We start from the raw sequence: 13,547 nt of genomic DNA, 5'->3' as shown, positions 1-13,547 counted from the left end.
CGGGGCCCCTAGCTGTCCGGGTAGAGCTTGAGCACCTTGCCCTGCGGGCTGGCCACCAGGTAGCCGCCCCGGTGGTAGTCGTCGGAGACGTAGACCAGGAGCACCTGCCGCGTCGAGGCGAACGAGTAGTCGGGGTCCACGATGACGTAGCGCGAGGTGGGCTTGGGCACGCCGAGGTCCTTGTTCGCCTTCTTGATCAGCGCGGGGAGGGCGTCCCAGTTGAACTTGGCCAGGTCCACCAGCGGCGTGTCCACCTTGCCGCCGGTCCGCGAGCCGGAGACCGCGCCGTCGCGGTAGTCGTAGCTGTCGTAGAGCTCCGGGTCTCGCTTGAGCGGGGCGTCGATGGAGGCGTAGGTCGGGTACACCGTCATCTTGACGATCTTGGTGCCGCCGATGGCCGGCTTCATCTTGGCGATCATGCTCCGGATCCCGGCGGGGGTGTGCAGGTTCTCCTCGGCGGGTTCCTCGGTGTCGTCCGTGGGTTCGCCGGTGGCGGAGGCGCGCGGGGTCCCCGTGGCGGCGGGCACGTCGGTCAGCGTCAGCCGGTTGGCCTGGGGCTCGCCGCCGTCGTCCCCGGAGGGGGGAAGCAGCCGCCACACCAGCACACCCGCCACCACGACCGCCGAGAGGGACACGGCCAGCCCCGCTCCCCTGACGCCCTTGCGCCGGGAGCGGCGGGTGTTGAGGGTGCCCGCATGCGAGACCGGCTCCTTGCCCCACGAGGGCGCTCCCCCGTAGCCGGGCGGCACCGTGTGCCCGGCGGCCGGCTGCCCGGGGTGCCACGGCTGCCCGCCGTACCCCTGCTGCCCGCCATGCCCCGGTGGCACGGTGTGCGCAGGCGGCACCGGCCCGGACGGCCCGGACCCGCTCGGACCCGCGCCCATCGGCCCGGACCCGACCGCGCCCGGCCCCATCTGCGCGGAGCCCATCGGCCCGGAGCCGACGGGGCCCGGACCCATCGGCCCGGAGCCCATCGGGCCCGGCGCCATGTGCGGTGGGGGCGGGGTCATCGCGGGGCCGGGCGCGTACGGCCCCGCCTGGGGCATCGGGGGCGTGACGGCCCCCGGTTCGCCGGCCGCCGCCAGCATCCGGTCCAGGGTCTCGGCGTCCGGCCTGACCGCCGGGTCCTTCGCGAGCAGGGCCGACAGCACGGGGCCGAGCGGCCCGGCGTGCTCCGGCGGCGGCACCTCCTGGTTGAGCACGGCCGCCAGCGTCGCCAGCGTGGTGCTCCGGCGCAGCGGGTGCCGCCCCTCCACCGCCACGTACAACATCATGCCCAGCGACCACAGGTCGGAGGCCGGGTCGCCTTCGACGCCGTTGATGCGCTCGGGCGCCATGTACTCGGGCGAGCCGATGAACGACCCGGTGGCCGTGAGGCTCGTGGACTCGCGTACGGCGGCGATGCCGAAGTCGGTCAGCACCGACCGGCCGTCCTCGCGCAGCAGGACGTTGGCGGGTTTGACGTCACGGTGCTGGATGCCGACCGCGTGCGCCGCCCGTAACGCGGACAGGACCTCACGGCCGAGCCGGGCCGCCTCCGTGGGGGTCATGGGGCCGCGCTGGATGCGGTCCTGCAGCGAGCCGCCGGTGACCAGCTCCATGACGATCCACGGGTAGCCCTGCTCGCCCGGGTCCACGATGTGGTGGATCGTGGCCACGTGCGGATGGTTCAGCCGGGCCAGGGCGCGGGCCTCGCGCAGCACCCTGGCCCGCAACTCGCGCGCCCCGGCCGGGTCCTGCTCGTCCATCGAAGGGTCCGGCGGGCGTACTTCCTTGAGCGCGACCTCGCGGTGCAGGGCCACGTCCCAGGCCCGCCACACCAGGCCCATGCCCCCGCCACCGAGCCGCTCCGCGAGCTCGAAGCGGCCGTCGATCACCCGTTTGTGCATGCAGAGCAGCGTAGGGCCGATCCGGGGCCCCCGTCATCAGAGCATCGATCAGGCGATGGTGGCGAGTTCCTCGACCGCCACGCCGTGCGCGAAGGGCAGGCCCGCGGCGTATCTGGCCAGCTCGTCCACGGCCAGGTCGGCGATGCGGGCCAGCTCGCCGCCGAGGGATCCGGCGATGTGCGGGGTGAGCAGCACGTTCGGCAGGTCGTAGAGGGGTGAGCCGGGGGGCAGCAGGTCGGGCTCGGTGACGTCGAGCACCGCGTACAGCCGCCCGGAGGCCAGCTCGGCGATGAGCGCGTCCTGGTCGACGAGCGCGCCGCGGGCCGTGTTGATCAGCGTGGCGCCGTCGCGCATGCGCGCGAGGCGGGCGGCGTTCACGAGGTGCCGGGTCTCCGGCAGCGCGGGCGCGTGCACGCTGATCACGTCGCACCGCCCGAACAGCTCGTCCAGCTCGACGTGCGGCACGCCCAGATCCTCGGTCAGGTACGGGTCCGCGACCAGCACGTCCAGCTCGAAAGGCCGCAGCAGCTCGATCACCCGCCGCCCGATCTTGGACGCCCCGATGACGCCCACCGTGCGCCGGTAGTTGCCGAACCCCGGGAAGAGACTGTCGAGGTCCAGCGGCGCCCGCCGCTCCCGGTAGAGCCGGGCGATGTCCGGCACCCGCTTGTTGGTGAACAGGATGGCGGCCAGCGTGTACTCGGCGACGGGCTCGGCGTTGGCCGCCGCCGCGGAGGAGACGAGCAGGCCGCGCTGCCAGCACGCCTCGGTGACGTGGTGCTTGACGCTGCCGGCCGCGTGCACGATCGCCCGCAGCCTGGGCGCCCGGGCCAGCACCTCTTCCGTGACGGGCGGGCAGTGCCAGCTCGTGTAGAGCACCTCCGCCTCGGCCAGCGCGCCGGCCACGGCCGGGTCCGTGAAGTCGGCGGCCACCAGGCCGGGGTCCACGTCGGCGACGGCGACCAGGCGCTCGCGCACCGGGCCGGTGACGAGCCTGGAGGCGATCCCGGGCCCCATCGCGAGCAGGGTCTTCGGCCGGTTCTCCGTCATTTCGCTCCCCCGAACGTCAATACGATCAATCCGATCATAACGAAAGCTAAGCCGTCGACTCGCGTACGCGTAGCTCGGGCAGGAGGGTCAGGTGGTGGACCACCGCGCCGGGGCCTTCCGCCAGCCGCCGGAGCAGCAGGTCCACCGCGCACCGGCCGACCTCCTCCTTGGGCGGCGCCACGGCCGTGAGCGAGGGCGAGCAGAACGCGGCCACCTCGTCGTCGTACGCGATCAGCGACACCTCGCCCGGGATGTCCACCCCAGCCGCGCTCAGATGCCTGACCAGGGAGAGCGCGTCCTCGTCGTTGTGCACGAGCAGGCCGGTCGCGCCGCCGTCGCGCACCAGCCGCAGCACGTCGGCCACCAGTCGCTCCGGCGGCCGCGCGCGGTCGATGTCGAGCTGCCCCGGGGCGTTCAGGCCCAGGGCCGCGGCGCCCGCCCGCGCACCCGCCTTGATCCCCGGCGCGGTGGGGCTGGGGGCGGCCACGACGGCCAGCCTGCGGTGACCCAGGTCGGCCAGGTGGCGTACGGCCAGGTAGGCGCCGTGGGCGTGGTCGGAGGCGACGGAGTCGAGGTGGGAGGCCGGTCCGGCCGGCTCGGCCCGCCGCTCCACCAGCACGGCGGGCACGCCCAGCCCGGCCGGCCATTCCGCCCGCGACCCGCCGGGCTCCCCGCTGGGGGTCAGCAGCAGGCCGTCGGCGCCCTCCTCGACGAGCTGGCGCACCTGGGCCCGCTCCTCGGCCGCCTCGTATCGGGAGATGGCGAGCACGAGCCGCGCCCCGGCCCTGGCCGCCTGCTCCTGGGCCCCCTTGATCACGCCCGGGTAGTAGTAGTGAGCCGTGGGGACCAGCATGCCGATGGTCGGGGGCGGGCCGGCCAGGGCGGGCGCGCGGGCCTCCGCCGGGAGCGTGACGCCGCCGTGCACCCGGGTGAGCAGGCCGCGGGTGGCGAGGTGCTCGACGTCCCTGCGCAGGGTGACAGCCGAGACGCCCAGCTCCTCGGCCAGGTCGGCGAGCCGGGCCGAGCCGCGGTCGCGTACCCGGCTGAGGATGAGCCTGTGGCGCTGATCGACGGACACGGAAGCTCCTTCGGGATGGTGATCCCGATCCTAGCTTCGTTCTGAACGTTTCCTTTCGTTCGATCAACAAGCCGGCCAGGTGTGCTACTCGCCGAGATCGCTCAACCTCCCGATGAGCGCCGTTCGGGAGGTGATGCCGAGCTTGGTGTAGATGTGGCTGAGGTGGTACTCGACGGTCTTGACGCTCAGCACGAGCTTCCGCGCCGCCTGCCGGTTGGTGAGCCCCCTGCTGATCAGCACCGCCACCGTGTGCTCCTGCGGCGTCAGCCCCAGCCTGGCGGTGTCCTGCGGGCGCAGCACCGCGCGCCCGCTCGCGGCCAGCTCCAGATCACACTGCTCCAGGTACGGCAGCGCGCCCAGCCGGGACAGCGTGAGCTGGGCCGCTTCGAGCTGCTCGGCGGCCGCCGACCTGCGGCCCCTGCGCCGCAGGAACGTTCCGTACGCGAGCTGGATCCTGGCCTCCTCGAACGGCATGTCGACCTTGGCGGTGTGCTCCAGGGCCACCTGGTAACAGGTCTCCGCCTCGACCGGCTCGTGCCTGGCGGCGTGCAGCCCGGCTCTGGCCCGGGCGGCGGCGGCCAGGACGCTGCGCCGCTCCTTGTCCAGGGCCAGCAGCTCGCACGGCACCAGGACCGCGTCGGCCTCCTCCGGCCGCCCGGCGTTGACCAGGGCGTCGGCCAGCAGCGTGCGCCAGAGCACGACGACCGGCTCGTCGGGGAGGTTCGTGCGGGTGAGCGGCATGAGGGCGGTGACGGCCGCGTCGTGGTCGCCGCGTGCCGTGGCGACCAGTGCCTCGGCGGCGGCCGTACTGACCTGGGCGGAGGCGTTGTCGGGCGAGCAGGCGGCGCGGGCGGCCCGTACGTGCGTGGTGGCCCGCTCCCACTCGCCCCGGGCGGCCGGCACCAGGGCGGCCACGGCGTGGGCGTAACTCGCCAGCCACGCCTGGCCGAAGTCGTCGGCGGTCGAGACGCCGACCTCGGCGTGCCCGACCGCCTCGTCCCAGCGGCCGAGCCGGTACTCGGCCTGGGCGAGCGCGACCGCCACCAGGAGCTGGAAGGGCGCCGACCGATCGGCCCCGACGGCCAGCAGTCCGAGCAGGTCCGCCTGGGCCCCGGCCAGATCATCCGCCCAGAGCCGCAACACGCCCCGGCCCAGCAACGCACCGAGCTCACCCGCCGACGCCTGACCCGGCACCGGCAACTCACCGCAAGCCGCCACCCCCTCCTCGACCCGCCCCGCCAACCCCGCCCCCACAAGCCACGCAAACCTCACAAGCTCCCCACCAACCCCGTGCCCACCCTCGAACGACCCCGCACGCCCACCCACCGCTCCCCCGCCCGGCGACGACACCACCGAACGTGACTGCTCGCCCCCCGAAGACAGCACGTCGCGCGAAGACCGCCCACCGTCGGACGCCGGAGTGCCCGCGGAGTGCCCGCTCTCCGCCCCCGGCAGCAGGCCGCCCTCCGACAGTGACACCCCACCTCCCAGGAGCTCGCCTTGCGCAGAAGACGCGCGCCCATCCCCCGCGACCCCGCCCGGCGGCGGTCCCGCCGAGCGCGACTGCTCACCCGCCGAAGGCGGGACACCGTCCAGAGGCCGGCCCCCTCCCGAAGATCGCGCGACCCCCGAGACCCGGTCACCGTCCAACGGCCGATCGCCCTCCGCAGGCCGGACACCCCTCGCAGGCCGGCCGCCCTCCGCTGGCCGGTCACCCCCCACAAACCGGCCGCCCTCCGCTGGCCGGGCACCCCTCACCGGCCGGTGTCCGTCCGACGGCCGGTCTTCTTCCGAAGGCCGGGCACGCCCCGCAGGCCGATGTCCGTCCGACGGCCGGTCACCCTCTGAAGGCGGAGCGCCCACCGAAAGCCGGTGGCCGTCCGAAAGCCGAGCACCTTTCGAGGGCCGGTCACCGTCCGGCGGGTGGGGAGCGGGGGGTGGGGTGGTGAGGGCGCATTCGGCCCAGTGGGCGGCGTCCGGGCCGCGGCCCCGCAGCAGGGCGGCCATCGCCTGGCGCGCCGCCACCCCCGCCCTCAGCCGCCCGTCCCCCTTGGCCTGCGACCACGCGTGGTCCAGCCGCCGGACCGCCTCCTCCACCCGCCCCGCCACCAACGCCACCGACCCCAGCACGTAGTCGCGCACCGCCGGATCCCCGCCCGGCGCCACCTGCCCGGCCAGCGCACCGGCGTCCACCGGCCGACCGGCGGCCAGCAGCGCCTCCACAGCCTCGGCGATCAGCCGGTCCCGTTCCGGACCCTCCCCCGTGAGCTGCACCGCCCGCGTCAGGCACCCGCACGCGCTCGACCAGCGCCCCGCCGCCGCCTGCCGCCGGCCCACCAGCGCCACCTCCCGCACCAGCTCCCCGTCCACCTGGTCGGCGGCGGCGAGCCGGTGGTGCAGCCGGTGCACGACGTCGCCCACCAGCTCGGCGGCCAGCAGGTGCAGCCGCCGCCGCGTGGCGGGTCCGAGGTCGTGGTAGATGGCGGCCCTGACCAGCGGGTTCGGGAAGCCCACCGAAACCCCCGCCGCCGTACGCCACTCCACGAGCAGCCCCGCGCCCGTCACCTGCTCCAGCACCGGCAGCGGCTCGGCCAGCTCGGCCATCCGGGCCACCAGGTGCAGCGGCGCGGACGTCCCGAGCACGGCGGCCGCCGTCAGCAGCCGCTGCGCCGCCGGATCGCACTGCCCGAGCCGCCCGAGCACCAGCGTCGTGTACGCCCGCGGCGCCGGCAGCGGGGCGTCCACGTCGGCCAGGGTCTCGGCGCGTACCTGCTGGAGCAGCGCCCGCGCGTGCAGCGGCACACCCTTGGTGTGCTCGTGCAGCCGTTCGGCGGCCTGGGGCGTCAGCCGTACGGGCCCCAGCCGGGCGCTGAGCGCCTGGAGCTCGCGCGCGCTGAGCCCGCCGATCGGCAGCCGGAGCGCCGCGCTGCTGCGCAGCAGCCGCCGCAGCCCGTCCGGCAGCCGCGGATGGTCGTCCTCCCTGACGATCATGATGGCCAGCACCCGATCGGTACGCAGCCGCCGCAGCGCGAACGTCAGCGCCTGCAACGACGGCAGATCCGCCCAGTCGGCCCCGTCGATCGCGACGACCACGGGCGCGCTCTGCTGCAGCTTGGCCAGCAGCTCCAGCAGCCCGGCCCCGACCACCAGCGGATCCGGCCACACGAACACCCCGGGCCCGGCCAACCCCGCCAGCGCGTCAGGGAGCCGCTGCACGTGCGCCCCGCGCCCCGCCGGCGCGTCAGGGAGCCCCTGCGCCTGGGCCCCGCGCCCCGCGAGCGCGTCAGGGAGCCGCTGCGCCTGCGTCCCGCCCCCGGCCGGCGTGTCAGAAAGTGGCCGCCGCAGCTGCGCCCCGGGCCCCGCCAGCCCGGCCAGCGCGTCCGGGAGCTGCTGCACCTGCGCCCCGAGCTGCCCCAGCACGCCGTACGGCAGCTCGGACTCGCCCTCGTCCCCGCTGATCTCCAGCACGACCGCGTTCTCGATGGCGCACAGGAACTCCCCGGCCAGCGCGGTCTTCCCGATCCCGGCCGGTCCTTCCAGCACGACGAGGCCGGACCGCCCCTCGCAGACGCGACCGAGCTGAGCGTGGAGCACCGCGAGTTCGCGGCAGCGGCCGACGAACTGTTCGTCCCGGGAGCGCTCGGGGCCGCTGCGAAGGGCGCGCGTCGCCATCGGTCTCACCCCCTCGCCGGAGTCGCCAGGCCAAAGTTCATCGTGTGCCTTGCTCCGACAACCGTCCAGTGTCCCGTTGTCCCGAGTTGACCCGAGTCAGCTCTTTCGGTCATTAGGGAAACGCCCCGGGGTTATCCCCAGGGCGTTCCCTGATGCTCGCAGCAAAGAGCGTTCATAGCGTCCAACGTGGACGAATGCCCCCAAATGCCGGGAGAACATGATGCCGTCCTACATCGCAGAGGAGCAGCGGGGAGCGGAGGCACGGATTCTCAACGTGCTGTTCCCCACGATCCTCCAGGGCCTCCAGCTGACCCACCAGGCAGCAGACCAGTTCGGCGCACGTCCGCACCAGCAACACCTGCTGCCGATGGGGCCGCGGATGGAGCACCGGCCCGTCGAGTACCAGCAGCAACAGCAGCGGTACGCCCTCCCCCAGGCCTACGCCCAGCTCGCCGCCGACCGCTCGTTCATGGACGTCGCCGCCGTCCTCATGCCGGTCGTGCAGACCATCATCCCGCCGCTCGTGGAGCAGCTCCTCTCCTTCGGCCCGCCCAAGGCCGACACCGACCAGAACGAGGAGGAGCGCTTCCTCCAGTTCGTGCCGCAGCTCATCGGCACCATCGCGCCGATCATGATGCAGGTGCTCCCCGGCCTGCTGCAGACCATGCACGGCAACCGCTCCGAGCACCCCGTACGCGTCACCGACCGCGAGCTCAACCAGCGCTACTTCGGTCCCATCGTCCAGGCCACGCTGCCCGCGATCATCGCGCAGCTGCCCGACCTGCTCGCCATCGTGCACGGTGACCAGCGCACACCCATCAGGTACGAGCGCATGCCCGGACGCGACCCGATCCAGCTCATGAGGATCAGCAGGAGCGACCTGGCCGGCGCCCACCGCCTGCGCGACGGCGACGTGCTCCACCTGACCGAGACCCCCGCGCCCCCCGGCACCACCGAGGTCCGCCTCAGCCTGGCCCCCCACTCGATGTGGTGGAAGGGCATCCAGGTCACCGACGAGACCAACCGGCAGATCTGCTTCGTCGAGACCGAGGGCGACCGGTACGCCACCTTCGAGTCCAGGTCCGTGCAGGCCGGCGGCGCCATCGTGCTGTGGAAGGCCAGGATGTTCGGCGAGCACACGCCGATGTACGTCATCCCGATCGGCGACCTGTCGCCCGACGGCAAGTGCCTCAACTTCCACTGGGCCGCCGACTGATGGCCGGGCCCACGCTGCGACTCGGCAGCAGAGGGGAAGAGGTCAGGCGGCTCCAGGAGTCGCTGCGCGCCCGCGGCTACCGCGTACAGGCCGACGGGTACTTCGGCGGCGCCACCTACGGCGCCGTGCTGAGCCTTCAGCAGCGCGAGGGCCTGCCCGCCGACGGCGTGGCCGGCCCGGGCACGTGGCGGGCGCTCGGCCGGACCCGGGCCACGACCGAGGAACACCGCACGCACTCGGACGAACCGGCCGAGTGGAACTTCATGGTCTACATGGCCGGCAACAACAACCTGTCCGACGCCGCGGGTCGGGACCTGGAGGAGCTGCGTGCCGTCCAGTCGTACAACGGCGTCCGGGTCACCGCGTTCGTGAAGCGGCAGGACGCCGGCGGCCGGGCCCAGCACATGGAGATCAGCGCCGGCGGCGCTCCCGACCTGATCGAGGAGCTGCAGCCGCCCGTCGACTCCGGCCACCCGCAGACCCTCCTGGACTTCGTCCGCTGGGCCGCCCACCAGGCCCCCGCCAGGCGGTACGCGCTCGTGGTCTGGAACCACGGCGGCGGCTGGACCCCGGACGACCTCGACCAGATCTACACCCAGGTCAGGGGCCGCACGGTCCGGCATGACATCGAGACGGGATACGTACGGCGGGCCCCGCGCATGGCCATGGCCGAGGGCGAGCCCGCCTTCTCCGAGCTGGCCAGGCTGACGGAGACCCCCGAGATCACCAAGGCCGTGTTCACGACGTCGCTGGGCGAGGTGCTCAAGCTGCCCACCGGGCAGGACCGCGCGATCGCCAGCGACGACGGCACGCTGCACTCCCTCGACACCATCGAGCTGCGCAACGTCATGCGGCGCGTCCACGAGGAGCTCGGCCGGCCGATCGACCTGCTGGGCATGGACGCCTGCCTGATGAGCAACCTCGAGGTCTGCTACGAGATCCGCGAGCACGCCGCCGTCGTGGTGGGCTCGGAGGAGCTGGAGCCCAACGAGGGCTGGCCGTACACCGAGATCCTGGCCGCCATGGCGGCCAACCCGCGCATGGACGCGCGGGAGCTCGGGCGGATCGTGGTGGAGGAGTACGCCAGGTCCTACCGCAGCACGCACCAGACCGTCACGCAGTGCGCGGTCGACGCGACGCGGATCGAGGAGTTCATGGGCGAGTTCCAGTCGCTGGCGGCGGGCCTGCGGCAGCAGGTGCGCGCCAACCGGTCCGTGGTGGACAGCGTCCAGTCCGTGGCCACCCGCTTCCACTTCGACCGGTCGCTGGTGGACCTGCGGACGATCTGCCTGGCGCTGGTGGCGGACTCGCGGACCGACCCGACGCTGGCCTCGGTGGCCGACAAGCTGCTGGCCGTCCAGACGCCCGGCGGCTTCGTGGTCAACGAGGCACACCAGGGCGACAAAGTGGAGGCGTGCGGCGGGCTCAGCGCGTACTTCCCGATGGAGCGCACGATCTCGCGCTTCTACGCGGACCTCCAGATCGCCCAGCACACAGAGTGGGACGAATTCCTCAGAGACTACGCGAACGCGCGTACCATCAGGCGTTAGGAGGCCACATGCCGGCGATCCGCCGGCGCCGCTGGGGCTATTGCGGCCCGGGACCGGCCGCAATAGCCCCTACCTTTGTGTCATGGATCCCCTCATCAGCCGCAGAGCGCTCAACCGAGCCACGCTGGACAGACAGCACCTGCTGCGCCGCACCGGCCTCTCCGTCGTCGAGGTCGTGGAGCGCCTGGGCGGGCTCCAGGCACAGACCCCGCACACCTGGTACGTCGGGCTCTGGAACCGCGTCGAGGGTTTCGCGCCCAACGACGCCGCCGCCCTGCTGCTCTCCAGGGAGCTCGTCCGCATCGCGCTGCAGCGCTCCACCATCCACCTGGTCAGCGGGCGCGACTGCCTGGCCATGCGGCCGCTGCTGCAGCAGGTCACCGAGCGCATGACGCGGACGACGTTCGGCAAGCGGCTGGTGGGGGTGGACCTGGACGAGCTGGCGGCGACCGGGCGGGCGCTGCTGGCGGAGCGGCCGATGACGTTCGCCGACCTGGGGCGGGCGCTGGCCGAGCGGTGGCCGGACAACGACCCGCACGCGCTGGGCCAGGGGGTGCGCTGGCTGGTGCCGCTGGTGCAGGTGCCGCCGCGCGGCCTGTGGGGCCGGAGCGGGCCGGTCGCGCACACCAGCGCGGAGTCCTGGCTGGGTGCCGAGGCCCAGCGGGCGACGCCGCCGATGACCCCGGCCGAGCTGGTGCGGCGCTATCTCGCGGCGTTCGGGCCGGCGTCGGTGATGGACGCGCAGACGTGGTCGGGGCTGACCCGGCTGGGCGAGGTGGTGGAGTCGCTGGACCTGGTCAGGTTCAGGGACGACAGCGGCAGGATCCTGTACGACCTGCCCGACGCCGTACGACCCGCCGAGGACGTCCCGGCGCCCCCGCGCCTCATGTACGACTTCGACAACCTCTTCCTCTCCCACGCCGACCGGTCAAGGGTGATCACCGAGACCGGGTTCGCGGCGCTCCGGGGCTTCATGGGCACCAACGTGATGCCGCGCGCCATCCTGGTGGACGGCGTCACGGCCGGCGACTGGACGGTCACGCGGACCAAGGGGGCCGCCACCCTCAACCTCCACCAGTGGGAGCCGATCAAGGCCCTGGACGAGGTCGAGGAGGAGGCCCGGCGGCTGCTGGAGTTCCTGGCCCCGGGCGACAAGCACGAAATTTCAGTCTTTGACGGCCCCTCCAAGTCCTGACACCAGCCGGCGCCGCACCGCCACGAAGAAGATCAGCACTCGGGATCGGAACCGCCGGGCGGGCCGTGGACCCCTCGGCCCGACCTGTTGTGCGATGCAGAACAACATGTTGCACTGCGGTTTCGTCGGTATGTTGGGCACCGTGCAGGAACGCAACCAGTCCGCCTCGCTCAGGCGCGCCCTGACCGTGCTGGACCACGTGCGCGAGCACTCGGGGCTGTCGCTGACCCAGCTCTCCGAGGCGGTGGGCCTGTCCAAGAGCACGGTGCTGCGCCTCACCGTGCCCCTCGTCGAGGCCAAACTGCTCGACCGCGACCGCAGGACCGGCGCCTACCGGCTGGGCCACGGCACGCTCCGCCTCGGGCAGGCCTACCTCGCCACCCTCGACCTGCGGGCCGTGGCCGCCGAGGAGTCGCACCGGCTGATGAGCGAGGTGCGCGAGACCGTCCACCTCGTCGTCTACGACCCGCCGCACGTGGTCTACATCGACAAGGTGGAGAACGAGGCCAACGTCCGCATGGCCTCGCGCATCGGCAGCCGCGGCCCCCTCCACTCCACCGCGGTCGGCAAGGCCATCCTGGCCTGGCAGCCCGAGGAGATCCTGACCGAGCTGGTCCTGGAGCCCAGGACCAAGCGCACGATCACCGACGTCGAGCGGCTGCGCGCGGAGCTGGCGCACATCAGGCGCCGCGGCTACGCGGTGGACGACCGCGAGAACGAGCCCGAGGTGCGCTGCGTCGCGGCGCCGATCTTCAACCACGACGACGCCGTCACCGCGGCCGTCTCCGTCTCCGGCCTCACCTCGCGGATCACCGCCGCGCGGGTGCGCGAGCTGGGGCCGCTGGTGGCCGGGGCGGCGGCGCGGATCTCGAGAAAGCTGGGTGGCCCGAGCCGATGACGCGACCGACGACCGATCTGGTGACCTTCGGCGAGACCATGGCGCTGTTCGCCGCCCGCCGCACGGGGCCGCTGCGCTTCGCCCGCGACTTCGACCTCGGCCTGGGCGGCGCCGAGTCCAACGTCGCGATCGGCGTGTCCCGGCTCGGCCACCGCGCGGCCTGGGTGGGCCGGGTGGGGGCCGACGAGTTCGGCGACCTGATCCGGGCGACGCTCGCGGGCGAGGGCGTGGACGTGCACGCGATCCCCGACGCCGGCGCGCCCACCGGCCTGATGATCAAGGGCAGGCGCACGGCCGACCTCATCGACGTGCGTTACTACCGCAAGGACAGCGCGGGCTCGCGGCTCTGCGCCGCCGACCTGGACCCGGAGCTCATCAGGTCGGCCCGGGTGCTGCACGTCTCCGCCATCACGCCCGCGCTCTCGGCGTCGGCGCGGGAGGCCGTCCGCCACGCGATCGCCGAGGCGCGGGCCGCCGGGGTGCCGGTCTCGCTCGACGTCAACTACCGGCGGGCGCTGTGGACGCCGGAGGAGGCCGGTGCCTGGCTGCGCGACACGGCCGGAGACGTGGACGTGCTGTTCGCGACCGAGGCCGAGGGCCGGCTGATCGCCGACGTCGAGGGGGCCGAGGAGCTGGCCACGGCGCTGGCGGCGCTGGGCCCGCGGCACGTGCTGATCAAGTTCGGGGCGCGGGGGGCCATGGAGCTGTCCGACGGCGTCGTACGCCGGGCGGAGCCGTACCGGGTGACCGAGGTCGACTCCGTCGGGGCGGGGGACGCGTTCGCGGCCGGCTGGCTGGCGGACTGGCTGGCCGGGGCGGAGCCCGGGCAGCGGCTCGGCACCGCGTGCGCGGCCGGGGCGTTCGCGGTGACCTCGCAGGGCGACTGGGAGAGCCTGCCCCGGCGAGCCGACCTGGACCTGCTGCGGAGCCCCGCCGACGGCGTGAGCCGCTAGAGAACGACGAGCGGCCGCCCACGCCGAAGGCTGACCGCTCACCTTT

Annotated in this window: 9 protein-coding genes; 5 read left to right on the top strand and 4 right to left on the bottom strand. The window is 73.6% G+C overall.

What is annotated here, in order from left to right; genetic code table 11:
- Nucleotides 1–8: 8 nt before the first annotated feature.
- The 4 genes from AB0J69_RS10950 to AB0J69_RS10935 form a co-directional block, all read right to left on the bottom strand.
- Nucleotides 9–1,889, bottom strand: a complete 1,881-nt coding sequence (locus AB0J69_RS10950) for a serine/threonine-protein kinase (RefSeq protein WP_364115273.1) — start codon at nucleotides 1,887–1,889, stop codon at nucleotides 9–11.
- Nucleotides 1,890–1,937: 48 nt separating this feature from the next.
- The gene (locus tag AB0J69_RS10945) at nucleotides 1,938–2,939 is read right to left on the bottom strand and encodes a hydroxyacid dehydrogenase (protein WP_364115271.1); all 1,002 of its coding nucleotides are present in this window, start codon (nucleotides 2,937–2,939) and stop codon (nucleotides 1,938–1,940) included.
- 46 nt (nucleotides 2,940–2,985) lie between these two features.
- Nucleotides 2,986–4,017 carry a substrate-binding domain-containing protein gene (locus AB0J69_RS10940; protein ID WP_364115269.1) on the bottom strand — a complete coding sequence of 344 codons (1,032 nt, stop codon included), beginning with the start codon at nucleotides 4,015–4,017 and terminating at the stop codon, nucleotides 2,986–2,988.
- Between the two features lie 84 nt (nucleotides 4,018–4,101).
- Entirely contained in the window at nucleotides 4,102–7,689 is a 3,588-nt protein-coding gene (locus AB0J69_RS10935; protein ID WP_364115267.1) for an AAA family ATPase, read from the bottom strand.
- 217 nt (nucleotides 7,690–7,906) lie between these two features.
- On the opposite strand from AB0J69_RS10935, the gene AB0J69_RS10930 reads away from it, so the two are divergent.
- From AB0J69_RS10930 to AB0J69_RS10910, 5 genes are all read left to right on the top strand, one after another.
- Nucleotides 7,907–8,905 (top strand): hypothetical protein, encoded by a 999-nt coding sequence (locus AB0J69_RS10930; protein ID WP_364115265.1) that lies wholly within the window; start codon nucleotides 7,907–7,909, stop codon nucleotides 8,903–8,905.
- On the top strand, nucleotides 8,905–10,455 hold the full coding sequence (locus AB0J69_RS10925; protein WP_364115263.1) for a clostripain-related cysteine peptidase: 1,551 nt from the start codon (nucleotides 8,905–8,907) through the stop codon (nucleotides 10,453–10,455). Before AB0J69_RS10930 ends, AB0J69_RS10925 begins: the two co-directional genes overlap by 1 nt.
- Nucleotides 10,456–10,537: 82 nt before the next feature.
- The gene (locus AB0J69_RS10920; RefSeq protein ID WP_364115261.1) at nucleotides 10,538–11,650 is read left to right on the top strand and encodes a winged helix DNA-binding domain-containing protein; all 1,113 of its coding nucleotides are present in this window, start codon (nucleotides 10,538–10,540) and stop codon (nucleotides 11,648–11,650) included.
- A gap of 142 nt (nucleotides 11,651–11,792) precedes the next feature.
- Nucleotides 11,793–12,548 (top strand): IclR family transcriptional regulator, encoded by a 756-nt coding sequence (locus tag AB0J69_RS10915; RefSeq protein ID WP_364115259.1) that lies wholly within the window; start codon nucleotides 11,793–11,795, stop codon nucleotides 12,546–12,548.
- On the top strand, nucleotides 12,545–13,501 hold the full coding sequence (locus AB0J69_RS10910) for a sugar kinase (protein WP_364115257.1): 957 nt from the start codon (nucleotides 12,545–12,547) through the stop codon (nucleotides 13,499–13,501). The genes AB0J69_RS10915 and AB0J69_RS10910 overlap by 4 nt, the downstream gene beginning before the upstream one ends.
- Nucleotides 13,502–13,547: the final 46 nt, after the last annotated feature.

It is taken from the genome of Nonomuraea sp. NPDC049709 (assembly GCF_040674815.1).
Lineage (GTDB): Bacteria > Actinomycetota > Actinomycetes > Streptosporangiales > Streptosporangiaceae > Nonomuraea.
The sequence above is the reverse complement of the archived record's forward strand: the minus strand, read 5'-3'. Positions and strand labels throughout refer to the sequence as shown.